Genomic DNA, 25,333 nt, shown 5'->3' with positions numbered 1-25,333 from the left:
CGATCGTGCGGCCTGCGGCAGGTTCCGGGGAGTTCGATGAACCCTAATTTTCGAAATTTTGCCCTCTGGGCAATCATAGCGCTTCTCTTGATAGCGCTATTCAGCATGTTCCAGCAGCCGACAGAACGAACCGGTTCGCGTGAAATTCCCTTCTCGCAGTTCCTGAAGGACGTTGATGCCAGCCGTGTCAAGGAAGTGGTGATCACTGGCTCGAAGGTGATCGGCAGCTATACCGAGAGCGGCGCGACCTTCCAGACCTATGCGCCTTCCGTCGATACGGCGCTTACGGAGCGGCTGGAAGCCAAGGATGTCACGGTGACCGTTCGCCCGGAGACCGACGGTTCGTCGGGTTTCCTGAGCTATATCGGTACGCTGTTGCCGATGCTCCTGATCCTCGGCGTCTGGCTGTTCTTCATGCGACAGATGCAAGGCGGCTCGCGTGGCGCCATGGGCTTCGGCAAGTCGAAAGCCAAACTTCTGACCGAAGCACACGGCCGCGTCACATTTGACGACGTCGCCGGCGTCGACGAGGCCAAGCAGGACCTCGAGGAGATTGTCGAATTCCTGCGCGACCCGCAGAAGTTCCAGCGCCTTGGCGGCCGGATCCCGCGCGGCGTGCTGCTCGTCGGCCCGCCCGGTACCGGTAAGACGCTGCTTGCCCGCTCGGTCGCGGGTGAGGCGAACGTGCCCTTCTTCACGATCTCCGGCTCTGACTTCGTCGAAATGTTCGTCGGTGTCGGTGCATCGCGCGTCCGCGACATGTTCGAGCAGGCGAAGAAGAACGCGCCCTGCATCATCTTCATCGACGAAATCGATGCGGTCGGTCGCCATCGCGGCGCCGGCCTCGGCGGCGGCAATGATGAGCGCGAGCAGACGCTGAACCAGTTGCTCGTCGAGATGGACGGCTTCGAGGCGAATGAAGGCATCATCCTGATTGCCGCGACCAACCGCCCGGACGTGCTCGATCCGGCGCTCCTGCGCCCGGGCCGTTTCGACCGGCAGGTCGTCGTGCCGAACCCCGACATCAACGGCCGCGAACGGATACTCAAGGTGCATGTCCGCAACGTGCCGCTGGCGCCGAATGTCGACCTCAAAGTGCTTGCGCGCGGTACCCCGGGCTTCTCCGGCGCCGACCTCATGAACCTCGTCAACGAGGCGGCACTGATGGCGGCGCGCCGCAACAAACGCCTCGTCACGATGCAGGAGTTCGAAGACGCCAAGGACAAGATCATGATGGGTGCGGAGCGTCGCTCCTCGGCCATGACCGAGGCGGAGAAGAAGCTCACAGCCTACCATGAGGCCGGCCACGCGATCGTGGCGCTCAACGTTCCCTCGGCCGATCCGCTGCACAAGGCAACGATCATCCCACGCGGCCGTGCACTCGGCATGGTCATGCAGCTGCCCGAGGGCGACCGTTATTCGATGAGCTACAAGTGGATGATCTCGCGTCTTGCCATCATGATGGGCGGCCGCGTTGCCGAGGAGTTGACCTTCGGCAAGGAGAACATCACCTCCGGCGCATCCTCCGACATCGAGCAGGCCACCAAGCTTGCCCGTGCGATGGTGACGCAATGGGGCTTCTCCGACCAGCTCGGACAGGTCGCCTATGGGGAGAACCAGCAGGAGGTCTTCCTCGGCCATTCCGTCGCGCAGCAGAAGAACGTTTCGGAAGCGACGGCCCAGAAGATCGATAACGAAATCCGCCGCCTGATCGACGACGCCTATGAAGCGGCGCGCAGCATCCTCACGGAAAAGAATCACGAGTTCGTGGCGCTTGCGGAGGGTTTGCTCGAATACGAGACGCTCACCGGCGACGAGATCAAGGCGTTGATCCGCGGCGAGAAGCCGGCACGCGATCTCGGCGACGACACGCCGCCGCATCGCGGATCGGCCGTGCCTTCGGCCGGCACCAAGAAAGAAGTCGGCAGCAAGGGCGAAGAGCCCGAAGGTGGCTTCGAACCGCAGCCGCAATAGGCCGGTTAGACATAGATGATCAAAGCCGCCGCTCCGAAGGGGCGGCGGCTTTTTTGCTGCGCCGTTTCTTTTTTCTTCTCCTGCGCTTGGTAACGCGCTGTAATGATTTCTGATGGTAGGATTGCTGCCGTTTCAGACGGTTTTGTGCCAAAGATGGCGCAAGGCCACTTGATTTTCCCGATCTGATCGGGGAGGGCGTTTTGACGACCAAGAGCGGGCGACGCTTCCCTCATTCCGAGTAGGAAATGGCCCGCAAGCCAGGTCTCCGCGGGCATGAAAACCACTCGCGGAACACGCAGGCAGATGGGACCCGCAAAAGAGATGTCCTGCCGGAGCAGGACGATGGAGTTTTTATGAAACGCAGATATTTCGGCACCGACGGTATTCGCGGGCAGTCCAATATATTTCCGATGACGCCGGATCTCGCCATGCGGGTCGGCATTGCGGTCGGAACCATTTTCAGGAACGGCGCCCACCGCCATCGCGTGGTGATCGGCAAGGATACGCGCCTCTCCGGCTACATGCTCGAAAATGCAATGGTCGCAGGCTTCACGGCGGCCGGTCTCGACGTCTTCCTGCTCGGGCCGATCCCGACGCCGGGCGTCGCCATGCTGACGCGATCGTTGCGCGCGGACGTCGGGGTGATGATCTCCGCGTCGCACAATCCGTTCCGCGACAACGGCATCAAGCTGTTCGGCCCCGACGGCTATAAGCTTTCCGACGATATCGAGGAGCAGATCGAGGAACTCCTCGAGCAGGACATGACGGCACAGCTCGCCAAACCGGAGGACATCGGCCGCGCCAAACGCGTCGACGGCGACATCTACCGCTACATCGAACAAGCCAAGCGCACGCTGCCGCGCGACGTTACGCTGCAGGGCCTCAGGATCGCCATCGACTGCGCCAACGGTGCCGCCTACAAGGTCGCGCCGTCCGCCCTTTGGGAGCTCGGCGCCGAAGTGGTGACGATCGGTACCGAACCGAACGGCGTCAACATCAACCTCGAATGCGGATCGACGCATCCGGCGGCGCTGCAGAAGAAGGTGCACGAAGTGAGAGCGGATATCGGTATCGCGCTAGACGGCGATGCCGACCGGGTTCTGATCGTCGATGAGACCGGGACCGTGATCGACGGCGACCAATTGATGGCGGTGATCGCCGACAGCTGGGCGGCCGACGGCGTGCTGAAAGGCGGCGGCATAGCGGCAACCGTGATGTCGAACCTCGGCCTCGAACGCTATCTGCAGGCACGCCGCTTGAAGCTCCACCGCACCAAAGTCGGCGACCGCTACGTCGTCGAGCAGATGCGCCAGGACGGCCTGAATGTCGGCGGCGAGCAGTCCGGCCACATCGTTCTTTCCGATTTCGGCACGACCGGCGACGGTTTGGTCGCGGCGCTGCAGATCCTCGCCGTGGTCAAGCGGCAGGGTAAGACGGTGAGCGAGGTCTGCCGTCGTTTCGAGCCGGTGCCGCAAATCTTGAAAAACGTCCGCATTTCAGCCGGCAAGCCCTTGGAAAACGCGACCGTGCAGCAGGCGATCGCCGAAGCCGAGGCGCAGCTTGCCAAGAACGGCCGCCTCCTCATCCGCCCTTCCGGCACCGAACCGTTGATCCGCGTGATGGCGGAGGGCGACGACCGTGGCCAGGTCGAGCGCATCGTCGATGAACTGGTCAATGTGATCGGCAGCGTGCGCAGTGCGGCGTAGGTTTTTTGCCGCCTCCATGCTTGTGGCCCAGAGGCTGCAGCGGCGTTGGGCCACATGCACAAGGGCAACGACCTAAAGCGTGTCGCTTGAGTTGAACGCGGCGCGTACACGACGTCGTGCGTCCTTTCAGACGCGCAAAGGGCGCTGTAGCATTTTTGAGTTGCTGCATGTTTTTGTGCTTAAATCGGCTACGATTAAGGAAACATGCAGTAGCTCCGGCGAATACCAGTAACAGTTAATATTTAAGGTAAATTTTTGTAGTTAATTAGGACTTAACCTTTCCCATTCATTATGCATGCCAAGCATACGGCGTGACTGCGATCATGTGCTGTTTAGCCGGGGCAAGGATACTCTAATGTATTGGGGTTGGGCATGAAGAAGATTTTAAGTGGCGTTGCTGCTATCCTGCTGAGTGGCGCGCCGGTCTATGCGGCGGACGTCTACCAGCCGCCTGCAGAAGCACCGTACGTCGAACAGCCGGTAGAGGTGGTCCAAGCCAGCGGCTGGTACTTGCGAGGCGATGTCGGATACGCTTGGAACGACCTGCGCGGCGCTCACTACTTCCAGGGCTCGAACAGCAATCTGGTTGATTTCGACAGCGCCGATCTCGACGATTCCTACGTTCTTGGCGGCGGTGTGGGTTATCAGATCAACAGCTATCTGCGCGCCGATGTCACGCTCGACTATCTCGGCGAGGCCGATTTCGAGGGGTCCACCAGCGGTAGCTGTGGTGTCGCTGTCAACTGCGTCTCGAACGATGTCGCGTCGATGTCCGCCTGGAGCCTGCTCGCCAACGCCTATGTGGATCTCGGAACCTACGGCGCCTTTACGCCTTATGTCGGTGCCGGTATCGGCGGTACGCGGGTGAAGTGGGGAACGTTGCGCAATACGAGCTGCGACGCCACCGATCCGACGAACTGCGATCCGACGGTCGAGCATAGGGGCGAAAGCGGATGGCGGTTCACCTATGCGCTGATGGCCGGCACTGCCGTGGACCTGACCTGCAACCTCAAGGCCGATGTCGGCTACCGCTTCCGCCATATCAATGATGGCAAGATGTTCGGCTACAATCTCAACAGCGGCCCGGCCTACGACAAGGACATTTATGTGCATGAGGCGCGGGCCGGCCTGCGCTATTCCTTCGGCGACAACTGCGAAGCGGCCTACGTGCCGCCGGCTGAGCCGATCGTGTACAAGTGATCCGCTACTGCATGGTTCCTTAATTCGTAGCCGATTTAAGGACAAAAACATGCAGCGATTCAAAGTGCTACAGCGTCCTTTGCGCGTCTGAAAAGACGCACGGCGCTGTAGGACTCTGGAATTTCCGGTGGGCCGCCCTTGGGCGGCCCTTTTCGTTTTGCCGGGACAGACAGAGTGTACAAAATGCTAAGATAGATGGTTAACCCATAGTTAACCCGAGCCTGCAATAGTTAACGCCGATGATCAGCATGGCTGCGCCCTTGAGGCGCACAAGGTCCAGCACTTTGAATTGCGGCATGCTTACCCCGAGCAGGTCCTGTTCAGGGAAGCATGCAGCAGCCAAGCCGCTGACGATCGAGGCGAAAGGGCATGGGAATGGACTGGCGGCAGGGATTTTGGAGCGTTGCATTTTGCGCCGGCCTCCTAGCGTCTGAGACTGCGTGGGCCGCCGACGAGGATTTGCTCGATGCTCCCGAGATTACGATCTCAAGGGAGGCTCGGGAGGCCGGTCGCCTCTATCTACGCGGCGACATTGGCTATGCCAGTTGGCTGGACGAGGGCGATCCCTACTATCGCAGCTTCGACGCCGGCACAGGCAGCTACAGCAATCTTTCCTTCGACCACGCCCGCTTCGACAAGCCGGTCGCCGGCACGCTCGGCATCGGCTACCAATTCACCGATGTCTTTCGCGCCGATCTGACGGCGGAATATTTTGAGGGCCGCTTCGACGGCTCCTCGCTTGTCGCCACTCCCTGCGCCGGCCAAGGGCCAGGAACGTCCTGTGCCCTTTCTCACAGCGCCAATTTCTCCGCATTGGGCGTAATGGCGAGCGGCTATGTGGATCTGGCGACGCTTGCCGGCTTCACGCCTTATCTCGGCGCCGGCATCGGAGCGACCCACATCGACTGGAACACCGTCCATGAGACGACGACCTGCGTTGCCGGCGGCGGCGCCTGTGCCGGCGCGGCCGGCGGGGCTTCCTATGCGGGACGTGACAGTTGGCGTTTCACCTATGCGCTGATGGCAGGCGTATCCTACGAGGTCACGGATCGTCTGAAGCTCGATATCGGCTATCGCTATTCGCGTATTGCGGACGGCGGAATGTTCGGCTTCGGTGCGGAGTCCCTTGCCGGGGCGAGCGGTGCCAAAGGATATGACGACGGCCTAACTCGCCATGAAATCCGTGCGGGCTTGCGCTTTGCGCTTTGGTGAAATGCGCCTACTGCATGTTTCCTTAAATCGTATCCGATTTAAGGATAAAAACATGCAGCCCTTCAAAGTGTTACAACGACCTTTGCGCGTCTGATAAGACGCGCGGCGCTGTAAAGCGCGTCGCATTCAGTGGAGCCACGCGACGCACTTTAATCTTTGTCTGAATGCATGTCGTTGTCCCGAAACCGCTGCACACTTGCGGGCGACATGCATTAGGCACGTTGCCGGAAACGCCATAAATTTTTTCAAACGCGACGCAAGGCGCTTGACTTCGTCTCCGGCTCACCATATTCCCGACGGCGGGACACCCCTCCCCAACGAGGGGCTTCTATCTGAGAGGATAGCATATGACGAAGCCTGCCAAGCCGGCGCTGCGCCCGGCGAATACCCATTTCTCTTCTGGTCCTTGCGCAAAGCGTCCCGGTTGGACGCTGGAAGCTCTCTCCGACGCGCCGCTCGGTCGTTCGCACCGCGCCAAAATCGGCAAGGCGAAGCTCGAGCAAGCCATTGATCTTACCCGTGAAGTTCTCGAAGTGCCGGCCGATTACCGTATCGGTATCGTGCCCGCTTCCGATACCGGCGCCGTCGAAATGGCGCTGTGGTCGCTGCTCGGCGCCCGTGGCGTCGACATGCTGGCCTGGGAAAGCTTTGGTGCAGGCTGGGTGACCGACGTGGTCAAGCAATTGAAGCTTGCCGATGTCCGCCGGTTCGAAGCCGACTACGGCGAACTGCCAGATCTCACCAAGGTCGATTTCGACCGGGACGTCGTTTTTACCTGGAATGGCACGACTTCCGGCGTGCGGGTGCCGAATGCAGATTTCATCCCGGCGGAGCGCAAGGGGCTGACGATCTGCGACGCGACCTCGGCCGCTTTCGCCCAGGCTCTCGATTTTACCAAGCTCGATGTTGTCACTTTCTCCTGGCAGAAAGTGCTGGGCGGCGAGGGCGGCCATGGCGTGCTGATCTTGAGCCCCCGTGCGGTCGAGCGGCTGGAGAGCTATGTGCCGGCCTGGCCGCTGCCGAAGATCTTCCGCATGACGAAGGGCGGCAAGCTTATCGACGGCATCTTCACCGGCGAGACGATCAACACGCCCTCCATGCTTTGCGTCGAAGATTATATCGACGCGCTCCTCTGGGCGAAGTCCGTCGGCGGCCTCAAGGGCTTGATCGCCCGCGCCGACGCCAACGCCGAGGTCATCCACCGTTTCGTTGCGGCCAACGACTGGATCGCCAACCTCGCGGTCAAGCCGGAGACCCGCTCGAACACGTCCGTCTGCCTGAAGATCGTCGACCCTGACGTCTCGGCGCTTGATGCGGATGCGCAGGCAGCCTTCGCCAAGGGCGTTGTCGCCCTTCTCGACAAGGAAGGCGTCGCTTTCGATATCGGCCACTATCGCGATGCCCCGTCCGGGCTCCGCATCTGGGCCGGTGCGACGATCGACACGTCCGACATGGAAGCGCTGATGCCATGGTTGACCTGGGCCTTCGAGACCCAGAAGGCAACGCTTTCGCAGGCTGCCGCCTGATTTCGATGCGATTGCTTCGCTCTCCCTGGAGGCGAAGCCGTTCCCGAACCGCTCAAGACCAGATCTTCAAGGAGGCCTTCATGGCACCTCGCGTACTCGTATCCGACGAACTGTCGGAAACCGCCGTCCAGATTTTCCGCGATCGCGGCGTCGAAGTGGATTTCGAGCCGAAGCTCGGCAAGGATAAGGAAAGGCTCGCCGAAGTCATCGGCAAATATGACGGTCTCGCCATCCGGTCGGCCACCAAGGTGACCGAGAAGCTGATCGCCGCCGCGACCAATCTGAAGGTTGTCGGTCGCGCCGGCATCGGCGTCGACAACGTCGATATTCCGGCCGCTTCGCGCCGCGGCATCATCGTCATGAACACGCCTTTCGGCAACTCGATCACCACCGCAGAACACGCGATCGCGCTGATGTTCGCGGTCGCCCGCCAGCTCCCGGCCGCCGATGGCTCGACCCAGGCTGGCAAGTGGGAGAAGTCGAAGTTCATGGGTGTCGAGATCACCGGCAAGGTGCTTGGCGTCATCGGTGCCGGCAATATCGGCTCGATCGTCTGTGCCCGCGCCATCGGTCTCAAGATGCACGTCATCGCCTATGACCCTTTCCTGTCGAAGGAGCGGGCGGAAGAGATGGGCGTCGTCAAGGTCGAGCTAGACGAGCTGCTCGCCCAAGCCGATTTCATCACCCTGCATGTGCCGCTGACGGACAAGACGCGCAACATCCTGAGCGCGGAAGCAATCGCCAAGACCAAGCCGGGCGTGCGCATCATCAACTGCGCTCGCGGCGGTCTCGTCGATGAGAAGGCGCTCGCCGAGGCACTGAAGTCCGGTCATGTCGCCGGTGCTGGCTTCGACGTCTTCGAGGTGGAGCCCGCTACCGAAAGCCCGCTCTTCGGCCTGCCGAATGTCGTCTGCACGCCGCATCTCGGCGCCTCGACCACTGAAGCGCAGGAGAACGTCGCTCTGCAGATCGCCGAGCAGATGTCGGACTATCTCGTCAAGGGCGCCGTCTCGAACGCCATCAACATGCCGTCGATCACCGCCGAAGAGGCGCCGATCCTGAAGCCTTTCATCAGGCTCGCCGACGTTCTCGGCGCCTTTGTCGGGCAGGTCACGGAAAGCGCCATCAAGGAGATCGAGATCCTCTATGACGGTGCCACCGCGGCGATGAACACCAAGGCGCTGACGAGCGCAGTGCTCGCCGGCCTGATCCGTCCGCAGGTGGCGGACGTGAACATGGTTTCGGCGCCGGTCATGGTGAAGGAAAAGGGCATCATCCTTTCCGAGGTCAAGCGCGACAAGACCGGCGTCTTCGACGGCTACATCAAGCTGACGGTGAAGACCGCGAACCAGACCCGCTCGGTCGCGGGCACCGTCTTCTCGGACGGCAAGCCGCGCTTCATTCAGATCAAGGGCATCAATCTCGATGCGGATGTCGGCAACCATATGGTCTACCTCACCAATACCGACGTCCCGGGCATGATCGGCTTCATCGGCACGACGCTCGGTGAAGCGAATGTCAACATCGCGAACTTCCAGCTCGGCCGCGAGAAGCAGGGCGGCGATGCGATCGCGCTGCTTTACGTCGACGGCCCGGTCTCCGAGATCGTGCTTGATCGGCTGCGCGCAAACCCGGCGATCCGTCAGGCAAAGCCGCTGGTGTTCAATATCGATTGAACGCCAGAGCACACTCGACACAGACGAAGCGGAGCGCGCCGGAATCCCGGCGCGCTCTTCATTTTATGACGGCGCGGTGCAGCAGGGCAGGCAAAGGGTGCGGTTACCGCGGCAGCTTCGGCCGCCCCCGTTCTGCGATCGCGATGCCGCCGAGGACGAGCGCCAGAGCCACCAGGTGGAAGGGCTGGAACGCCTCGCCGACGAGAAGGACGGAGAGAAGCGTCCCGAACACCGGGATGGCGTTGATGAAGAGGCCGGCGCGGTTGGCGCCGATCATCTCGACACCGCGGACGTAGAGGACCTGCGACATCAGCGACGGGAAGATCGCGGCATAAAGCACGATCGCCCAGCCGGTTGCGTCCGGTACGATCGCGCTGTCGGTCGAAAGCTCCCAGAAGAGGAGAGGCATGGCGCTTAACAGCGCCCCGAAGGCCGGGGCCGCGATGAAACTCTGCCAGTGCATCACGGGCTTCCAGCGCAGCGCGACCGTGTAGGCGGCATAGACGATACAGGCGAGGATCATCAGCGCGTCGCCGAAATTGAACCGCAACCACATCAGGCTCGCAAAATCGCCGTGCGCGGCCGTGAGCAGTACCCCGATCAAGGTTACGGTGAAGCCGACGACCTGGGCAAGCGAGGCCTTCATCCTAAAAAGCGCGAAATTGAAGAGAAAGATCAGCATGGGAATACCGGCCTGCAGGATGACCGCGTTGATGGCGCTCGTATGTTTCACCGCCGAATAGAGGAAGGCATTGAACAAGGTGAAGCCGACGGCTCCATAGGCGATCAGTTGCAGCCAGTGCCGGCGGATTTTGTCCCAGTCGCGGCGGATCTGCGGTGTCATCAATGCCAGGATGACGACAAGCGCGACCAGCCAGCGCAGCGTCGTCAGCATCATGGGGCTTACATGCCCGACGGCCATCTTGCCGGCGACCGAATTTCCGCCCCAGAAGAGCGCAGTAATGCTGAGATAGAAATAGGCTCTGGCGTTCACGATGAGGCGATCCGTGGGGGTGGAGCGTTGGGGTGCCGGACAGGCGGAGGGTTCGAGATATAGGCTTTAAACCGGCAGCTTGTCATTCAAAAAGGGCCGGCGGCAGGTCACAACGGGGTCGCTTTCCGAAAGACAACACAGTATAGATGCGCGGGTTTTAGAACAGCGCAATCTCTGCATGCGCGTGTGAACAGGAAGAGAATTATGACGAATGTCGTGGTGGTCGGTTCCCAATGGGGCGACGAAGGCAAAGGCAAGATCGTGGACTGGCTCTCGGAGCGCGCCGACATTGTCGTGCGCTTCCAGGGCGGTCACAATGCCGGCCACACCCTGGTGATCGACGGCGTCAGCTACAAGCTGTCGCTGCTGCCCTCCGGCGTCGTCCGGCCGGGCAAGCTCGCCGTCATCGGCAATGGCGTGGTGATCGACCCGCATGCGCTTATCGCGGAGATCGACAAGCTCGCCGGCCAGGGTGTCAAGATCACGCCCGAGAACCTGCGCATCGCTGATAACGCCACGCTCATTCTTTCGCTCCATCGGGAGCTCGACGGTTTCCGCGAGGATGCGGCTTCCAACAGCGGCACCAAGATCGGCACGACACGCCGCGGCATCGGGCCGGCCTATGAGGACAAGGTCGGCCGCCGCGCCATCCGCGTCATGGACCTTGCCGATCTCGATACGCTGCCGGCCAAGGTCGACCGGCTGCTGACCCACCACAATGCGCTGCGCCGCGGACTCGGCGAGGCGGAGATCAGCCACCAGGCGATCATGGATGAACTGTCTTCGGTCGCCGCGCGGGTGCTGCCGTTCATGGATACGGTCTGGCTGCTGCTCGACCGGGAGCGCCGCAAGGGCGCGCGCATCCTCTTCGAGGGCGCACAGGGCACGCTGCTCGATATCGACCACGGCACCTATCCGTTCGTCACCTCGTCGAACACGGTAGCCGGCCAGGCGGCTGCCGGCTCCGGCATGGGGCCGGGCTCGCTTGGTTATATTCTCGGCATCACCAAAGCCTACACGACGCGCGTCGGCGAAGGGCCGTTCCCGACCGAGCTCAACGACGAGGTCGGCCAATTCCTCGGTGAGCGCGGACACGAGTTCGGGACGGTTACCGGGCGCAAGCGTCGCTGCGGCTGGTTCGACGCGGCGCTCGTACGCCAGTCGGTCGCCGCAAACGGCATCACCGGCATCGCGCTCACCAAACTCGACGTGCTCGATGGCCTCGACGAGTTGAAGATTTGCGTCGGCTATACTCTGGACGGACAAGAGATCGACCATCTTCCCGCAAGTCAGGCGCAGCAAGCCTCGGTAAAGCCGGTCTATATTACGCTCGAAGGCTGGAAGGAATCGACTGTCGGCGCCCGTAGCTGGGCCGATCTTCCGGCGCAGGCGATCAAGTATGTTCGCCAGGTCGAGGAACTGATCGGAGCACCGGTCGCACTTCTTTCGACGAGCCCGGAGCGCGACGACACGATACTTGTGACGGACCCTTTTGAGGACTAGTGTCGGCGCAAAACAAACGGCATCGCGGCTGCGGCTGCGTGTCTGGAAATTGAGAAAGTTCTGATGGCGGATTTTGTTGCAGTTATTCGCAGGACGGTTGACGGCCTGTCGGAAAACACACCGGAAATGCGAGGCAAGGTCTACGAGAAGGCGCGCAGTGCCGTGCGGCGCCAGCTCGAGAACATGAACCCGCGGCCGTCGGACGACATGATCAACCGCCAGCTCAACAAGCTGGAACAGGCGATCGCCGAGGTCGAGAGCGAGAACGCCGAGGCCTTGCCGGCCATCGAGGAGGCCGAAACGGTCGAACCGGCGGCTGCGGAAACACAGCTTGTGGAGGAGCCTGCTAGCCCAGCCCCACCGGCCTCGGAGGCGGCGCCCGAAGAAGTGACCGAGGAGCCTGCGGCAGAGCTACCGGTCACAACCGAACCGTCGGTCCCGGCTTACGCAGAGGCCGAGCAGGGCGAGGAGGCCATAGAGGCGGCGCCGGCTGCCGAGGATAGGGTCCCGGACTACGAAGACCTTACCGCCGTCGAGACGTCGGAGGCGGAAACGCAGCATGAGGTTCACGGCGAGGAGCCTGTTGAGGAAATCCCCGCCGCGTCGGATCGGGAGGCGCCGACCGAGGAGCCGCAACCGTTCCATGACACTCAGCATGAATTTCCGGCCGAGGAAGCAACCGCGACGGAGGGCGAGCCGGAGCGTCTTGGCGACGACCAAGCCGAGGCGGCGCCGCATCAGCCGGAGCCGGAAAACCCAGAGCCGACGTCTGCCGAGTTCCCTCTGGCCGCCGAAACGCCGGCGAAAGCCGAGCAGCCTTCCGAGTGGGCATTGCCTGAATGGGAAGATGTAGCGCCCGCTGCATCACCGAGCGAACCGCAAGCGGCGCGCGACGAAGAGGCGAGCGAGCCCGAGCGACTGGGCATGCATCCGGTCGAACCCGAGACGGCGCAACCGGAACATCGCGCCGGCGAAGCTGATGCCGGGCGCTCGTGGTTTTTCGATGACAGCGATCCTTTCGCCACCGGAGAGGAACGCAAGAAGGACAAGGTCGAAGAGCCGGACGTGTCCGAGTGGTCATGGCCGGTGGAAAAGCCGACTGGGGCGAAGAACGAGGAAGAGCGCGCCGGCAGCGCTTGGGACCATATAGACGATCTGCTCAGCTATAATGAAGAGGGGCGAACGAACGGATCGGCTGCGAACGGCAAGGCGAATGAAGCGGGCGTCGAGCCTCTGACGGCACCGGCACCCGCGCGTCCGGCGTCGTATCGGGCTACGCCCAAACCCCGCCGGTTCGGCATCAAGCAACTGGTGATCGGCGTCGTGATCGCGCTCCTTCTCGGTGGCGGCGGATATGCCTATTGGCTGAACAGGGACGTCGGCAACGCCTGGATCGCGGACATGATCGCCAAGGTCATGCCGGCGGAACCTGTCGGGGCGCCGACGACTCCGGCCGGCGAGGGCGAGCCGGCGATCCAGCCTACCGAGCAGTCCGCCACGCCCGACGACACCGCGCCGCCCGAGGGCGCCTCGACCAAGTTCACCCAGCGCCTGCTTGCCGACGGAAACGAACGGGACGAGGGGCCTGCCGGCTCGAACGGCACGGCCGCCTCGCAGGAAGGCAAGTCCGTCGCCGCGCAGACGCAGGCCGGACAGCCGCAGACGGCGGACGTCGGCGTGCAGCAGGCTGCCGCCGATCGGGCGCCCTCGCCGGAAACGGGGCAAGGCGCCGCGCAGACACCGCAGCCCGAGGTCTCGATCGCCGATGGCGAGAAGATGTTCCTTTACGAGGAGAGACTCGGTCAATCGTCGCCGACCGCGATCCCGGGCTCCGTCGCATGGTCGATCAAGGAAGAATCGCCGGGTGGCGACGCCAAGCCTGAGCCCGCGATCCAGGCGCAGATCACGGTTCCCGACCGCGGCCTCACGGCCCTGATGACCATCAAGCGCAATGCCGATCCGTCCCTGCCGGCAAGCCATGTGATCGAGTTCGTGTTCTCACTGCCCGAAAACTTTGAGGGCGGCAGCATCGACGGCGTCCAGCGCGTGTCGATGAAGCGAACCGAACAGGATCGCGGCGATCCGCTGATCGCAGTGCCGGCGAAAATCACCGACGACTTCCACATGATCGCGCTCAACGATTTCGCCGAAGCGGTGAGCAATAACACCGAACTGCTGCGCAGTCGCACCTGGATCGATATCCCGGTCACGTACCGGAATGGTCGCCGCGCGCTCCTGACGCTCGAGAAGGGGGCCAGTGGGACCGAGGCCTTCAACAAGGCTCTGCAGGCCTGGGGCTCCCAAGGAAGCGCCGCCGCAGCCAGCGGGCAGTAGCACGAGCTTGGACAGAAAGCGAAGGCCCCGGCTGGACGTCATCCAGCCGGGGCCTTTTGATGAAGATCATTTCATTGTTTCATTGAAACGAAATGAATTCTTTGAACTCCGCAATTCCGGACGGAAAACCGTTACACACTTTTCCTGGAATTGCTCTAAGCGAGCAGATCAGGCGCCCTCGACAACCCGTAGCGCTTTAGCTTGCTCTAGCGCGGCCTTGCGGACCGCGTCCTGAACCTTCTCGAAGGCGCGGACCTCGATCTGCCGGACGCGCTCGCGGCTGATGTCGAACTCGGTCGAAAGGTCCTCAAGCGTCACCGGTTCTTCCGTCAGCCGGCGGGCCTCGAAGATGCGGCGCTCGCGGTCATTCAATACCTTCATGGCATTGCCCAGCAGGGCTCGGCGGCTGTCCAGTTCGTCCTGTTCGATCAGGATCTCTTCCTGGTTGTCGTGCTCGTCGACCAACCAGTCCTGCCATTGGCCGGAGTCGCCCTCGCTTGCCTTTATGGGCGCGTTGAGCGATGCGTCGCCGGAGAGGCGGCGGTTCATCGAAACCACCTCGTCCTCGCTGACCTTCAGGGTCGTGGCGATTTCCTTCACTTGCTCGGGCTTGAGATCGCCTTCGTCAAGAGCCTGAATGCGGCCCTTCAGCCGCCGCAGATTGAAGAACAGCCGCTTCTGGTTGGCCGTCGTGCCCATTTTGACGAGCGACCAAGAACGCAGGATATATTCCTGGATCGCGGCCTTGATCCACCACATGGCGTAGGTCGCCAGCCGGAATCCGCGATCGGGTTCGAATTTCTTGACGGCCTGCATCAAGCCGACATTGCCTTCCGAGATGACTTCGCCGATCGGCAGACCATAGCCGCGATAACCCATCGCGATCTTGGCGACGAGACGAAGGTGGCTCGTTACGAGCTTGTGCGCGGCGTTGCGGTCGTCATGCTCCTGATACCGCTTGGCGAGCATGTACTCTTCTTGCGGTTCGAGCATCGGAAATTTACGGATTTCATCAAGATAGCGGTTGAGACCGCCCTCTCCAGCAGCAATGGTCGGCAAAGTATTGCGGGCCATGAAGCACCCCCTTTGTGCGTCTCCGGCCTCCGGGACGGCAGGCCGGGCCTGTGGGTCTTCATCCAGACCCCACGAGGCTAGAAGATAAGTACGGCGAAAGCATGATTCAAGGACTCCGGTTTCACGCTGTCGTGAGGCCAGAGCAAGGAAAGGTCGCGGTTTGAAGCTCCTATTAGATTGGAATCCTTCGTTGCAAATTCAAGGGCCTACATGATCGCCCTTTCGCCGTGCAGGCGGAAAGCCGCGCGGTCATTCCGCTCTACAGCGTCGCGCGTCCGATCGGACGCGCGAAGGCCGCTGTAGCACTTTGAGTTGCTGCATGTTTTTATCCTTAAATCGCTACGATTTAAGCGCCGCGGTCAGTTCTTCCATATCCGCCGGCATCGGCGCCTCGAAGTGCATGGTCTCCCCCGTCGAAGGATGCTCGAATTGCAGCATATAGGCGTGCAGCGCCTGTCGGGGAAAGCGGTTGACCACGGTTTTTGCCGGTTCCGGCAAGAGGTTGGCTTTGGTGCGGAAGGCAGCGCCATAATCGGGATCGCCAATCAGCGGGTGGCCGATATGGGCCATGTGGACGCGGATCTGGTGGGTGCGCCCGGTTTCCAGGTGGCACTCGACGGTCGATGCGAGGCAGGTGCCGTCCGGTTTCTCATGATAGCGCGCGATGACCTCGTAATGGGTAATCGCCTCGCGTGCATCGTCGCTCTCCTCGTGCTTGACGGCGCGCTTCGTTCGGTCGCCGGCGCGTCCAAGCGCGGCATTGATGGTCCCCTTCAACTGGCGAGGCCGCCCCCAGACGACTGCCCTGTAGGCGCGCTCGAGCGGTCCACTGCGGCCGTGATCCGCGAATTGATCGGAGAGATGGCGATGAGCGGCATCGTTCTTCGCCGCCACCATGACGCCGCTTGTCTCCTTGTCCAACCGATGGACAATACCCGGTCGCTTGACGCCGCCGATGCCGGAAAGGCTGTCGCCGCAATGGTGGATGAGCGCATTGACGAGCGTTCCCGTCCAATTGCCGGCGCCCGGATGCACGACAAGACCGGCGGGCTTTACCAACACGATCAGGTCGTCGTCTTCATAAAGCACGTCGAGGGGGATGTTCTCGCCCTTGGGCTCCGGATCCTCGGGCTCGGGCAAGGCGATCTCGAACAAGTCACCGGGATGAACCTTCCGTTTCGGTTCGACGATCGTCGCACCGTTGATCGAAACGGCTCCTTGCTCGATCAGGCCCTTGATGCGGTTGCGAGAGAACTCGCCCGAAAGCGCTTCCGTCAGGAAGGCGTCGAGCCGTCCGGCGGCGTCCTTGCCCGCGGTCAGGACTTTCCTATTGCCGGTCGCTTGTTTAAAGGGATCGTTCATTCGTTTTATTCCGATAGAAAGCCGACCATGACTGCAATCGACCCCGATGAACAGGAAGAGAAGCCCCTTGATCCCGCGATGGAGAACGTCCGCCGCAAGATGGTGCGCCTGCAGCTCGTCTCGGCGGGCGTGATGCTGGTCATGCTTATGGCTGTCCTGGGCACGATTGTCTACAAGCTGACGCGCACCGACGGCCAGGTCGAGGCGGCCCAGCCGGCAGTGAGCGTGCCGGGCGATGCGCCGTTGAACGCGATCGCCGCGCTGCCGGCCGGCTTCTCCGTAAGCAATGTCGCGCTGTCCGGCTCGCAGGTTCTTTTCTACGGGAGCCTGCCGGGCGCCGAGCCGCGCGCGATTGTCTTCGATATCAAGGCGGGGCGCATCGTCGCCGACGTCACGGTCAGGACCAACTGACGATATGGCACCGCCGCCTGTCCGCATCGAAGATCCAGCCGACCCGCGTATAACCGGGTTCGTTTCGATCAAGGAGCGCGATCTGACCGGCAGGCAGGGCCGCTTCATCGCCGAGGGTACTGTCGTGCTCAGGATGCTGGCCGCCGCGCATCGCGCGGGGCGCGGTATTGCTGCCGAGGCGATCCTGCTGCTCGAAAACCGGATCGCCGGCCTCGCCGACGTGATCGCCAAGTTCCCGGCCGACATCCCCGTTTTCGTCGCGGATGAGCGGGTCTTCGACGCAATCGCGGGTTTCAACATGCATCGTGGTGTGCTGGCGCTCGGGCGGCGTGACCAGATGCCCGGGCGGGACGCGCTGATTGCCGCGCTTCCTGCATCGAGCCTTGTGCTCGCGGCATGCGGCATATCGAACCACGACAATATGGGTTCGCTCTTTCGCAATGCCGCCGCCTTCGGCGTCGATGCCGTGCTGATGGACGCGTCTAGCTGCGATCCAATGTATCGCAAGGCGATCCGTGTTTCGGTGGGTTCCGTGCTGACATTACCCTTCGCGCGCGAGGGTACGGCGGCCGAGCTGATCGAACAACTGCAGGCCGCCGGTTTTGCGCTTTGGGGCCTCTCGCCGCGCGGGGAAATGGACATAACGGCGATTCCGCCGGCGCCGCGCACCGCCTTGCTTGTTGGAACCGAAGGCGAGGGGCTGCCCGAGACAATCCTCTCGGCAATCCGCACCGCGCGCATCCGCCAGAGGCCGGGCCTGGACAGCCTGAATGTGGCAATGGCTGCGGGTATCGCGCTGCACCAGGTTGCGATGATAAACAAGCGGATTTGAGCGGCGCGCGTTCGCAGTTCTCGATGACTTGCCGCTTGTGTCGTGAAGCAGCGCCTATTCCGGCGGCAGCATTTCCTTCGCCCGCTGAGCCAGGCTCTGCCGATTTCCAGGCTTTGTCGCATCCTCGCCGGCAAGCAGCCCATGGATTGGCGAGGCCTTGCCCTCGCGCATCGCGGTCAACGCCACCATGCCGGCGGCAATCTCGGCAACCTCCCGGCGCAGTGCCTCGTCATGGGCGGTGGATTTCGAGTTGACGAGACGTTCAGAAAGGGCGGTGGCCCGGTTTCTGAGATCTTCGGAAAGCGCAGCCGTATCGTGACCTTCCGCCGCGGTCGGCGCGTCCTTCACATGGGCCGCGCTCTTCTCGTGCGGTCGCTTCGGCGGCTTAACGCCGGCGGCGCGAAGCGCTTTCGCGGCGTTGCGCACTTCGTGGTTGGCAAGTTCGACGCGTGTCTTCAGTCTCGCGATCTCCGCTGCCCGCTGCTCGAGCGCGCTCTCGCGGTCGGCATTGGCCGCCGTTTCATGGGCAAGTCTGCTTTCGAGCTGGCGTATGCGTCCCTCGTCCCTGCTGAGACGCAGCTCCATCTCCCGCGCGCGAGCGTTTTCGGTCTTGAGCTCCGCGCGCAACGCCTCGCGCTCATCGCGAAGCGTGGCAATCCGGCTCTTCAGGTGCTCGATCTCGGTTTGCCGCGCCGCGAGATCAATCTTGAGGCCATCGAGTTCGGCTGCGTGTTTGTCGACCTGGCTGTTCAGCGCACTCATGCGTTCGAGACGCTGTTCGAGCTGCCGCATGGTGGAGCGCATGTCGGCCGCCTCGACATTCATGTCCGCGAGTTGCGACTGCAGTTCGACATTCTCGCTCGCCAGCTTGCGCGCTTCCTTGAGCGTCCTCTCGTTCTGCAGCATCAGCGCGACGCTTTTGTCGCGCTCGCGGCGGAGGGTCTGCATTGTCTTGGCATTTTCGGCGGCATAGGTGGCGCGTGCCGCGTCCCTTTGCGCACGCACCTCCTGCGGGCTCAAGGGCATCGTTGCCTTCAGGCGGTCCTCCGCGAAGCGGACGATGCGTCTTTGGATGGCCGGCGCGACCAGGAGGGCGATGACGACCGCCGTCAGGAAACCCAGGGCGAAAAGAAGCGCATATTCAATCACGTGCTGGCCGTTTCAATCTGGACCCGATCTGGTGCCGTCCGCCCGGCGGGGCAGCTCTTTCCGCAGTAAACACGATGGCTCGAATGCTGCAACAATTACCGCGAGCTTGCACGCATTTTCAGATCCGCGAGGCGTGCCGAAGGCAAGAGCGCGTCGCTCGCGTGTCAGAAGGGGTTCCAGGTCGGCTGCTGCGTCAGCTTCAGGTAACCGACATTGACGCCGAGCCTCGCGCCGACGCCGGTGCGGATCGGGACGACAACGACATGCTCGTCGGTCAGAACGGTCATGCCGACGCCCGCGACCACGTAGGCCGAGCCCGAAACGCCGCCAAAACGCTTGTAGAGGGCCGGTACGCTCGGAAGATTGTAGACGAGCATCATTGCGCGGCTGCCCTGGCCGCCCCAGTCGAGCCCGAGCGAGGGGCCCTGCCAGAAGACGCTGTGCTGTCCTACATTCTTCGTATAGAGCTCGCCCTCGCCGTAAGTCAGGCCGGCGATGAAGGCGCCGGAGCCCTCCTGTCCCAGAATATAGCCGTTTGGGAGCCCGTAGCGTTCGAAGGCTCGCTCGACGACCTTGGCAAGCCCGCCGGAGGTCTCGCCGAAGAAACCGTGGCCGGCATCGACGATCTCCTGCATCGTGTATTGGCTTCTGTTCGGAGACTGGGCTTGGGCGGCGGATATGCCGGTGATCAGCATGCCGGCCACCAGGGCCATCGTGGTCAGAATAGCGCGGACAGCCACCAGGGTCGTCTTCGTCATCGGCTGCATCGGTTCCTCCGTCAGGCGCGAAAGCGGCCCCGTGCGGCCGTCATGGCCGGCTCTTGCATCGCTTGCGCGCTCGGCTCCGCCATGAGCCGTTTCTCACAAGAATGCGTATGGGACGCACTAGCTTTTTCAACGAGCGCACCTTATCCGCTTTCACCAGATTCGCTTGAAATCGGGGTGCTGAGACAATTTGAACCGATCATCTTAACAATCGGTTTACCAAATGTGATGTCATTATGGCCTATTGCGAAACGGGGCGCGCCCGCGCGTTTCATGGCTCGGCCATGACCCGTGCGGAAGTCGTCATTGGCCCCCCGCGAGCCGTTAGCGGATGGAACCGAGCAAGGAAGAACGATGGCAAAGAATCCGAACCTGACGTTGACGGGACCTGATCTGGCCGCGCTGCTGTGCAGTCGGGTGTGCCACGACATCATCTCGCCGGTCGGCGCCATCAACAACGGTCTCGAGCTCCTCGACGAGGGCGGCGCCGATGCCGATGCGATGGACCTCATCCGCACCAGCGCGCTCAACGCCTCGGTCCGGCTTAAATTCGCACGCCTTGCCTTCGGTGCCTCCGGCTCCGTCGGTGCCTCGATCGACACCGGCGAGGCGGAAAAGGCGGCCAAGGATTTTGCGGCGGCGGAGAGGAAGACAGAGGTCAACTGGAGCGGTCCGCGTGCGATCATCGCCAAGAACCGGGTGAAGCTTCTGTTGAACCTGTTCCTGATCGCCTATGGAGCGATCCCGCGGGGCGGCTCGATCGATGTGACACTCGAAAACCCGGAATTCGACGCGACCTTCACCCTTGTCGCAAAAGGGCGGATGATGCGCGTGCCGCCGAAGCTTGTGGAACTCATCTCCGGCACACCGGAAGAGGCGATCGATGCGCACTCGATCCAGCCCTATTACACGGTTCTCCTGGCAGAGGAGGCCGGCATGACGATCGACGTCGTTTCGAATGGCGAAGAGATCGTGTTCACGGCACGCAGCGAGGCTTAAGGGCTCACGGCTTCGCCGCTCAGGTTTTGCCAACATGTAAGGAATCGGATCCTCCGCCGGCTTGCGCCGCGGAGGATTTTCTTTGGGGACCCGAGGGAATCGCGGCGATCGATCGACGGGTTCAGCAACAGCGGAAAGAAAGCGTTAAGCAGTGGTCGTAACGGTTTCTTTGCCAAATCCGTATAGGCTTGCTTCATGGATGATACGCGCGTGTGAGGCGTGAAGGAGTTGAACATGCGGCGCTTGATGATTGCTGATAGCTCGGATGTCGTGAGGAAAGTCGGGAAGCGCATTCTGTCGGGCATGGGATTCCTCGTCTCCGAAGCGTCGAGCAGCCTCGAGGCGCTGGTGCGCTGTGAAGCCGAACTGCCGAAGATCCTGATCGTCGATGCCGGTCTGGACGGCGCGCTTGAGCTGATCGCCAATATCCGCCGCCTGCCCGAAGGCGCATCAGTGCGCATCTATTATTGCGTCGTCGAGGCGGACCTCAGAAAGATGATGGCCGGCAAGCGCGCCGGCGCCGACGACTTCCTGCTGAAGCCGTTCGACCGCAAAATCCTGACGAGTGTGTTCGCAAGCCAGTCCATGGCCGCCTGACACGCAGTCCGAACATGACGAGCGATGACGAGGCCGCGGCGGTGCCGCGGCTTTTGTTGTTCACAGGCGGGAACGTGCAGCCCGATGCAGAGGAGGCGCCAAGGCGCGCCGCGTCCGATCGAATTCGTCGAACTCATGCGACCGGCTTTGGCGACATCCATTTAACAGCAAAAAACCCGCCTCGGGAGGCGGGTTTGTTCGGCTTCGACCGGGACGCGTGGCAGATGCGGGAATGCTTGGGTCCCGGAGTGCCGAAATCAGGCGGTTTCGAGGTAGTCGTTGCCTTCGGGCTCGCGCAGCACGTAGCCGCGGCCCCAGACGGTTTCGATATAATTGGCGCCGCCGGCAGCGTTTGCGAGCTTCTTGCGCAGCTTGCAGATGAAGACGTCGATGATCTTCAGTTCCGGCTCGTCCATGCCGCCATAGAGATGGTTCAAAAACATTTCCTTGGTGAGCGTCGTGCCCTTGCGGAGCGAGAGCAGCTCCAGCATCTGGTATTCCTTGCCGGTCAGATGTACGCGCTGACCGCCGACTTCCACCGTCTTGGCATCGAGATTGACGATCAGCTCGCCGGTGGCGATGACGGACTGGGCGTGGCCCTTGGAGCGACGGACGATCGCGTGAATGCGCGCCACCAACTCGTCCTTGTGGAAGGGCTTGGTCATGTAGTCGTCGGCGCCGAAGCCCAGGCCCCGCACCTTGTCTTCAATGCCAGCCATGCCGGAGAGAATAAGGATCGGGGTCTTCACCTTCGAAAGGCGCAGCGTCCGCAGGACCTCGTAACCGGACATGTCCGGCAGGTTCAGGTCGAGGAGAATGATGTCGTAGTCGTAAAGCTTCCCGAGGTCGACGCCCTCTTCCCCGAGATCCGTGGTGTAGACGTTGAAACTCTCGGACTTGAGCATCAGCTCAATGCTTTGAGCTGTCGCGCTGTCGTCTTCGATCAGTAGAACCCGCATAGTCTTCCCCTTTTCCGCCGCCCAAGGTAGTCGTCGCCCCCTTACGCGATACGGATCCAGTCGTTGCCTGATTTGGAGGCTGCCATCAAATGGTTAACAAATTCTGATTCACTCTGGCAAGGTGTATCGAGAATGTTAAATATTTTTAGCAGTCTCCTGATTCCAAAAGTGAATCTGAAATGGCGATCTTCATGCGATACATGAGGAAACGCCGTTATCCGACTCTTCCGACTCGCAAATGCGCGATGTGCCACATTTCGTGCCTCAGCATTTACGGAGCCTTAAATCATCGCACCTATGATTAACGATGCCCGTAAACGAAAGGTTACCAGCGGTAGGTATTTGTTAAGGCCGCGGTCGATTTTCGTTTCCGGCCCGCACGGGGCCGGCGACACGGGCCCGAGATCATGCTGATTTGGGTTCAGTCTCCCCGAATCGCGAGCGTGATGGATTGTAAATTGCTGCAGCGCTTCTTGCGTCTGAAAGGATGCAAGGCGCTGTGGGATCAGTAACCGGGGTCTCGCTATCCACGGGAGTATTGCGTAATGAAAGCACGTGAGAGCCTTGTCCGCCTGAAGGAATTTCAGGTTCGGGAAAAGCAGCGTCAGTTGAGTCAGCTTCAGTTGATGATGGCTGAGTTCGAGCGAATGACCAAGGAACTGGAAAGTCAGATTGTCTTCGAGGAGAAGAAATCGGGCATTTCCGACCCCTCGCATTTTGCCTATCCCACCTTCGCCAAGGCAGCCCGCCAGCGGGCCGACAATCTTCAGGTTTCGATTCGCGAGTTGAAGGCGCAGCAGGACGCAGCCGAACTCGCGCTTGAGGAGGTCCAGGCCGAATACGCCAAGGCCGCGGCTCTGGAGGAGCGGGATGCGGGCACGCGGATGCGCGCGTAAAGGCACGCGGCATCCTCGATTTCTCCCGGAGCGGAATTTAACGCACGCCTCGATCGCTACGCGACGCGGGTGCATCCTCACGATTAAGACAAGCCTGCCTCCAATCGGAACCGAGGAGAGCGGGGCTCCTCCGGCTTTCAGGGCTGGATCACATCCTGCCATTCCGGATGGCGCATGACCTGGGCGCGCATGAAAGGGCAGAGCGGGATGATCTTCCAGCCGCCCTTTCGCGCCTCGTCGATAGCGTGCCAGGCAAGCGCCTGACCCACACCCTTGCCGCGCAATTCGTCGCAACCAGCGTATGATCGACGATGATGAGATGCGGTGACGATCTGGAATAGGTCATTTCGCCGGTGTAACCGTCGAGCGTTGCCGTGTAGCGGCCTTTCGCATTCATTTCCTCGTGGGCGATGTCCATCGGTATACCTTGCTCTCATCCTGGATTCGGGACGTCAGCATAATCCGGGTCCCTCGCGCAACAACCACGGCGCGTCCCCTGCGCTCGCGAGACGGGGCAGGGCGGTGTCGTGGTGGCGCCTGAAACGACACCGGCGGCTCAGGGGATCCCGAGCCGCCGGTGCGAATTATGGCCCTGTTGGGGGTTGGTCAGTGACGATACTGCTGGATGCGCGTCGTGCGCAGCCCGGCGAGACCGTGATCGTTGATGGAGGCTTGCCAGGAGAGGAATTCCTCGACGGTAAGGGCGTAACGCTCGCATGCCTCCTCGAGGCTCAGAAGGCCACCGCGAACGGCCGCAACGACTTCAGCCTTCCTGCGGATCACCCATCGCCGGGTATTGGCCGGCGGCAGATCCGCAATCGTCAGAGGACTGCCATCGGGGCCGATGACATATTTCACGCGTGGACGCATCATTTCGGTCATGGGACTCTCTACACAAACTCAAGACCATATGGATGCGACCTTAGCTTGCCACATTTAACATTTGCCTAAGCCGCCGGTAACAGTTTGCTAACAATTTTATGGACTTCAGCCCCGGAGCGACAATCGCGTCTCATTCGCTCGACGGGACGTCCGACAGATGAAAAACCCAGCAATTGCGCGGTTTCGGCACGTGAGTCATGCAATTACCACATTTCACTTCGACTGGAGTTCCTGGTAACGAGGCACCGAAATAACGAACGAGCGTCCAGGTGTACGCTCCCGCATTTTCACCCTCGGCATCGCAACCTTTGCGGCGGTCGCTGTCTTTTTCCGCCGTCGCGCAACGACTCCGCTGCATGGCTCCTTGTCGGTGCCGGAACCATGCCGAGCCGATGGGTGCTGCAACCCTTGCGCCACTCCGGCGAGGTGCTGTGATCCGGGTTTGAGGAGCCATTTGTCTTTCGAGCCGGCGGCAAAACCGGCAGTACGGTGACCAGGAATGAAGGAATCGAATGAGCCGGCCTTGCGGCGCGAGGCTGACGTAGGCACGTTTTTCGGAATCGATCCGGTGTCCGTCCGCACGGAATATGAGCTCCTTCATCTGATGCGGCAGCTGATCGCGCGCTATGATTTCGCGCATTTCATGATCGCGCGGCTGCCTTTGGCCGATGAGCAGCGCTTTTCCGAGCGGCTCGTGCTAAGCAACTGGCCGACGGAACTCGTGCGGCAGTATGATGCGAGTGAGATTTTCCAGACGAGCGTTCTCGTCGATCGAGTACGACAGACGAAGCTGCCGGTCGTTGGCGGCGCCGAACTCCTGGAGCCGGCGCGCAAGGGCGCCGGCAAGGCGCCGGTTCGCGGCCATCAACTCCATCCCGACATGGCGCGCCACTTCGCGGTGCTGCTGCACACGACCTATGGCGAGCCCTTCGTAGCGATGCTCTCCGGGACGCGGAACGAGCCGGTCGGTGCCGAGCGCGCGACGCTTTATCTCACCCTTGTACAGCTTTTCGAGTGCCTTGAGCGCACCTTCGATGCCGGCACCGCGACGCGCGAGAAGCTCTCGATGCGCGAGATCGAGTGCCTGCGCTGGGCGGCGGCCGGCAAGAGCAGCGATGAGATCGCCATCATTCTGGGCATATCTGCCTATACGGTCAGCAGCTATTTCAAGAGTGCCACCCGCAAGCTCGATGCCGTCAACCGCATGCAGGCGATCGCGCGGGCGATGCGGATGAAGCTGATCTGAAGGCAGGTCGCTCAGCCGGCCGCGGGCGCTCCGCTCT

Annotated in this window: 23 protein-coding genes and 1 pseudogene; 14 read left to right on the top strand and 10 right to left on the bottom strand. The window is 61.8% G+C overall.

Annotation, left to right across the window (positions count from 1 at the left end; translation table 11 throughout):
* Positions 1-36: 36 nt before the first annotated feature.
* Positions 37-1,974, top strand: coding sequence for an ATP-dependent zinc metalloprotease FtsH (gene ftsH / locus AYK65_RS13930; RefSeq protein ID WP_026616435.1), 1,938 nt, complete (start codon positions 37-39; stop codon positions 1,972-1,974).
* Between the two features lie 5 nt (positions 1,975-1,979).
* Here ftsH and AYK65_RS13925 read toward each other — a convergent pair whose 3' ends face one another.
* Complete coding sequence (locus AYK65_RS13925) at positions 1,980-2,249, bottom strand: hypothetical protein (RefSeq protein ID WP_139793186.1); 270 nt, start codon at positions 2,247-2,249, stop codon at positions 1,980-1,982.
* Positions 2,250-2,327: 78 nt separating this feature from the next.
* On the opposite strand from AYK65_RS13925, the gene glmM reads away from it, so the two are divergent.
* Both glmM and AYK65_RS13915 read left to right on the top strand, forming a co-directional pair.
* A complete protein-coding gene (gene glmM, locus AYK65_RS13920) occupies positions 2,328-3,680 on the top strand; it encodes a phosphoglucosamine mutase (RefSeq protein ID WP_046116621.1) in 1,353 nt (450 codons plus the stop codon).
* A 372-nt stretch (positions 3,681-4,052) separates the two neighbouring features.
* The gene (locus AYK65_RS13915) at positions 4,053-4,880 is read left to right on the top strand and encodes an outer membrane protein (protein ID WP_046116469.1); all 828 of its coding nucleotides are present in this window, start codon (positions 4,053-4,055) and stop codon (positions 4,878-4,880) included.
* Between the two features lie 199 nt (positions 4,881-5,079).
* Here the strand turns inward: AYK65_RS13915 and AYK65_RS32405 are convergent, their stop codons facing one another.
* Positions 5,080-5,289 carry a hypothetical protein gene (locus AYK65_RS32405; protein WP_172401995.1) on the bottom strand — a complete coding sequence of 70 codons (210 nt, stop codon included), beginning with the start codon at positions 5,287-5,289 and terminating at the stop codon, positions 5,080-5,082.
* Between AYK65_RS32405 and AYK65_RS13910 the strand changes: the two genes are divergently transcribed.
* The 3 genes from AYK65_RS13910 (at position 5,256) to serA (ending at position 9,294) form a co-directional block, all read left to right on the top strand.
* Positions 5,256-6,092, top strand: a complete 837-nt coding sequence (locus tag AYK65_RS13910) for an outer membrane protein (protein ID WP_081158880.1) — start codon at positions 5,256-5,258, stop codon at positions 6,090-6,092. The two genes, AYK65_RS32405 and AYK65_RS13910, sit on opposite strands and share 34 nt — an antisense overlap.
* A gap of 347 nt (positions 6,093-6,439) precedes the next feature.
* Entirely contained in the window at positions 6,440-7,618 is a 1,179-nt protein-coding gene (locus AYK65_RS13905; RefSeq protein WP_081158783.1) for a phosphoserine transaminase, read from the top strand.
* A gap of 80 nt (positions 7,619-7,698) precedes the next feature.
* The gene (gene serA, locus AYK65_RS13900; RefSeq protein WP_026616429.1) at positions 7,699-9,294 is read left to right on the top strand and encodes a phosphoglycerate dehydrogenase; all 1,596 of its coding nucleotides are present in this window, start codon (positions 7,699-7,701) and stop codon (positions 9,292-9,294) included.
* A gap of 103 nt (positions 9,295-9,397) precedes the next feature.
* Here serA and AYK65_RS13895 read toward each other — a convergent pair whose 3' ends face one another.
* Positions 9,398-10,288 (bottom strand): DMT family transporter, encoded by an 891-nt coding sequence (locus AYK65_RS13895; RefSeq protein ID WP_081158781.1) that lies wholly within the window; start codon positions 10,286-10,288, stop codon positions 9,398-9,400.
* A 204-nt stretch (positions 10,289-10,492) separates the two neighbouring features.
* Here AYK65_RS13895 and AYK65_RS13890 point away from each other — a divergent pair, with 204 nt between their 5' ends.
* A complete protein-coding gene (locus AYK65_RS13890) occupies positions 10,493-11,791 on the top strand; it encodes an adenylosuccinate synthase (RefSeq protein ID WP_026616427.1) in 1,299 nt (432 codons plus the stop codon).
* 63 nt (positions 11,792-11,854) lie between these two features.
* Positions 11,855-14,125, top strand: coding sequence for a hypothetical protein (locus tag AYK65_RS13885; protein ID WP_046116465.1), 2,271 nt, complete (start codon positions 11,855-11,857; stop codon positions 14,123-14,125).
* 168 nt (positions 14,126-14,293) lie between these two features.
* Here the strand turns inward: AYK65_RS13885 and rpoH are convergent, their stop codons facing one another.
* The gene (gene rpoH, locus AYK65_RS13880) at positions 14,294-15,199 is read right to left on the bottom strand and encodes an RNA polymerase sigma factor RpoH (RefSeq protein ID WP_026616425.1); all 906 of its coding nucleotides are present in this window, start codon (positions 15,197-15,199) and stop codon (positions 14,294-14,296) included.
* A 339-nt stretch (positions 15,200-15,538) separates the two neighbouring features.
* Positions 15,539-16,561, bottom strand: coding sequence for an RluA family pseudouridine synthase (locus AYK65_RS13875; RefSeq protein WP_026616424.1), 1,023 nt, complete (start codon positions 16,559-16,561; stop codon positions 15,539-15,541).
* A 27-nt stretch (positions 16,562-16,588) separates the two neighbouring features.
* Here AYK65_RS13875 and AYK65_RS13870 point away from each other — a divergent pair, with 27 nt between their 5' ends.
* Positions 16,589-16,972, top strand: a complete 384-nt coding sequence (locus AYK65_RS13870) for a hypothetical protein (protein ID WP_026616423.1) — start codon at positions 16,589-16,591, stop codon at positions 16,970-16,972.
* A 4-nt stretch (positions 16,973-16,976) separates the two neighbouring features.
* Positions 16,977-17,804, top strand: a complete 828-nt coding sequence (locus AYK65_RS13865; protein WP_081158779.1) for a TrmH family RNA methyltransferase — start codon at positions 16,977-16,979, stop codon at positions 17,802-17,804.
* Between the two features lie 54 nt (positions 17,805-17,858).
* Here the strand turns inward: AYK65_RS13865 and AYK65_RS13860 are convergent, their stop codons facing one another.
* Together AYK65_RS13860 and AYK65_RS13855 are read right to left on the bottom strand one after the other, a co-directional pair.
* Positions 17,859-18,953, bottom strand: coding sequence for a coiled-coil domain-containing protein (locus tag AYK65_RS13860; RefSeq protein WP_046116463.1), 1,095 nt, complete (start codon positions 18,951-18,953; stop codon positions 17,859-17,861).
* A 164-nt stretch (positions 18,954-19,117) separates the two neighbouring features.
* A complete protein-coding gene (locus tag AYK65_RS13855; RefSeq protein WP_026616420.1) occupies positions 19,118-19,720 on the bottom strand; it encodes a DUF1134 domain-containing protein in 603 nt (200 codons plus the stop codon).
* 351 nt (positions 19,721-20,071) lie between these two features.
* Here AYK65_RS13855 and chpT point away from each other — a divergent pair, with 351 nt between their 5' ends.
* Positions 20,072-20,716, top strand: a complete 645-nt coding sequence (gene chpT / locus AYK65_RS13850; protein WP_046116462.1) for a histidine phosphotransferase ChpT — start codon at positions 20,072-20,074, stop codon at positions 20,714-20,716.
* A gap of 234 nt (positions 20,717-20,950) precedes the next feature.
* Positions 20,951-21,313, top strand: a complete 363-nt coding sequence (locus AYK65_RS13845; protein WP_026616418.1) for a response regulator — start codon at positions 20,951-20,953, stop codon at positions 21,311-21,313.
* 257 nt (positions 21,314-21,570) lie between these two features.
* Here the strand turns inward: AYK65_RS13845 and ctrA are convergent, their stop codons facing one another.
* Positions 21,571-22,272, bottom strand: a complete 702-nt coding sequence (gene ctrA / locus AYK65_RS13840) for a response regulator transcription factor CtrA (RefSeq protein ID WP_026616417.1) — start codon at positions 22,270-22,272, stop codon at positions 21,571-21,573.
* A 545-nt stretch (positions 22,273-22,817) separates the two neighbouring features.
* On the opposite strand from ctrA, the gene AYK65_RS13835 reads away from it, so the two are divergent.
* Positions 22,818-23,168: a hypothetical protein gene (locus AYK65_RS13835; protein ID WP_026620250.1), complete on the top strand. Its 351-nt coding sequence runs from the start codon at positions 22,818-22,820 to the stop codon at positions 23,166-23,168.
* A 137-nt stretch (positions 23,169-23,305) separates the two neighbouring features.
* Here the strand turns inward: AYK65_RS13835 and AYK65_RS13830 are convergent.
* Together AYK65_RS13830 and sciP are read right to left on the bottom strand one after the other, a co-directional pair.
* A pseudogene (locus AYK65_RS13830) lies at positions 23,306-23,586 on the bottom strand (GNAT family N-acetyltransferase).
* 188 nt (positions 23,587-23,774) lie between these two features.
* Positions 23,775-24,050 (bottom strand): CtrA inhibitor SciP, encoded by a 276-nt coding sequence (gene sciP / locus AYK65_RS13825; protein WP_026616415.1) that lies wholly within the window; start codon positions 24,048-24,050, stop codon positions 23,775-23,777.
* Between the two features lie 499 nt (positions 24,051-24,549).
* Between sciP and AYK65_RS13820 the strand changes: the two genes are divergently transcribed.
* Positions 24,550-25,296, top strand: a complete 747-nt coding sequence (locus AYK65_RS13820) for a helix-turn-helix transcriptional regulator (RefSeq protein ID WP_026616414.1) — start codon at positions 24,550-24,552, stop codon at positions 25,294-25,296.
* Positions 25,297-25,333: the final 37 nt, after the last annotated feature.

This window comes from Ensifer aridi (genome assembly GCF_002078505.1).
Lineage (GTDB): Bacteria > Pseudomonadota > Alphaproteobacteria > Rhizobiales > Rhizobiaceae > Sinorhizobium > Sinorhizobium aridi.
This window is presented reverse-complemented; position numbering and strand designations above follow the sequence as displayed.

Coding starts and splice junctions, on each gene's coding strand:
- rpoH (WP_026616425.1), bottom strand. CDS start 15,199: ATGGCCCGCAATACTTTGCCGACCATTGCTGCTGGAGAGGGCGGTCTC.
- AYK65_RS13855 (WP_026616420.1), bottom strand. CDS start 19,720: ATGCAGCCGATGACGAAGACGACCCTGGTGGCTGTCCGCGCTATTCTG.
- AYK65_RS13875 (WP_026616424.1), bottom strand. CDS start 16,561: ATGAACGATCCCTTTAAACAAGCGACCGGCAATAGGAAAGTCCTGACC.
- AYK65_RS32405 (WP_172401995.1), bottom strand. CDS start 5,289: ATGCAACGCTCCAAAATCCCTGCCGCCAGTCCATTCCCATGCCCTTTC.
- AYK65_RS13885 (WP_046116465.1), top strand. CDS start 11,855: ATGGCGGATTTTGTTGCAGTTATTCGCAGGACGGTTGACGGCCTGTCG.
- AYK65_RS13845 (WP_026616418.1), top strand. CDS start 20,951: ATGCGGCGCTTGATGATTGCTGATAGCTCGGATGTCGTGAGGAAAGTC.
- AYK65_RS13890 (WP_026616427.1), top strand. CDS start 10,493: ATGACGAATGTCGTGGTGGTCGGTTCCCAATGGGGCGACGAAGGCAAA.
- AYK65_RS13910 (WP_081158880.1), top strand. CDS start 5,256: ATGGACTGGCGGCAGGGATTTTGGAGCGTTGCATTTTGCGCCGGCCTC.
- AYK65_RS13905 (WP_081158783.1), top strand. CDS start 6,440: ATGACGAAGCCTGCCAAGCCGGCGCTGCGCCCGGCGAATACCCATTTC.
- AYK65_RS13870 (WP_026616423.1), top strand. CDS start 16,589: ATGACTGCAATCGACCCCGATGAACAGGAAGAGAAGCCCCTTGATCCC.
- ctrA (WP_026616417.1), bottom strand. CDS start 22,272: ATGCGGGTTCTACTGATCGAAGACGACAGCGCGACAGCTCAAAGCATT.
- chpT (WP_046116462.1), top strand. CDS start 20,072: ATGGCAAAGAATCCGAACCTGACGTTGACGGGACCTGATCTGGCCGCG.
- AYK65_RS13835 (WP_026620250.1), top strand. CDS start 22,818: ATGAAAGCACGTGAGAGCCTTGTCCGCCTGAAGGAATTTCAGGTTCGG.
- serA (WP_026616429.1), top strand. CDS start 7,699: ATGGCACCTCGCGTACTCGTATCCGACGAACTGTCGGAAACCGCCGTC.
- glmM (WP_046116621.1), top strand. CDS start 2,328: ATGAAACGCAGATATTTCGGCACCGACGGTATTCGCGGGCAGTCCAAT.
- sciP (WP_026616415.1), bottom strand. CDS start 24,050: ATGACCGAAATGATGCGTCCACGCGTGAAATATGTCATCGGCCCCGAT.
- AYK65_RS13915 (WP_046116469.1), top strand. CDS start 4,053: ATGAAGAAGATTTTAAGTGGCGTTGCTGCTATCCTGCTGAGTGGCGCG.
- AYK65_RS13925 (WP_139793186.1), bottom strand. CDS start 2,249: ATGCCCGCGGAGACCTGGCTTGCGGGCCATTTCCTACTCGGAATGAGG.
- AYK65_RS13820 (WP_026616414.1), top strand. CDS start 24,550: ATGAAGGAATCGAATGAGCCGGCCTTGCGGCGCGAGGCTGACGTAGGC.
- AYK65_RS13865 (WP_081158779.1), top strand. CDS start 16,977: ATGGCACCGCCGCCTGTCCGCATCGAAGATCCAGCCGACCCGCGTATA.
- ftsH (WP_026616435.1), top strand. CDS start 37: ATGAACCCTAATTTTCGAAATTTTGCCCTCTGGGCAATCATAGCGCTT.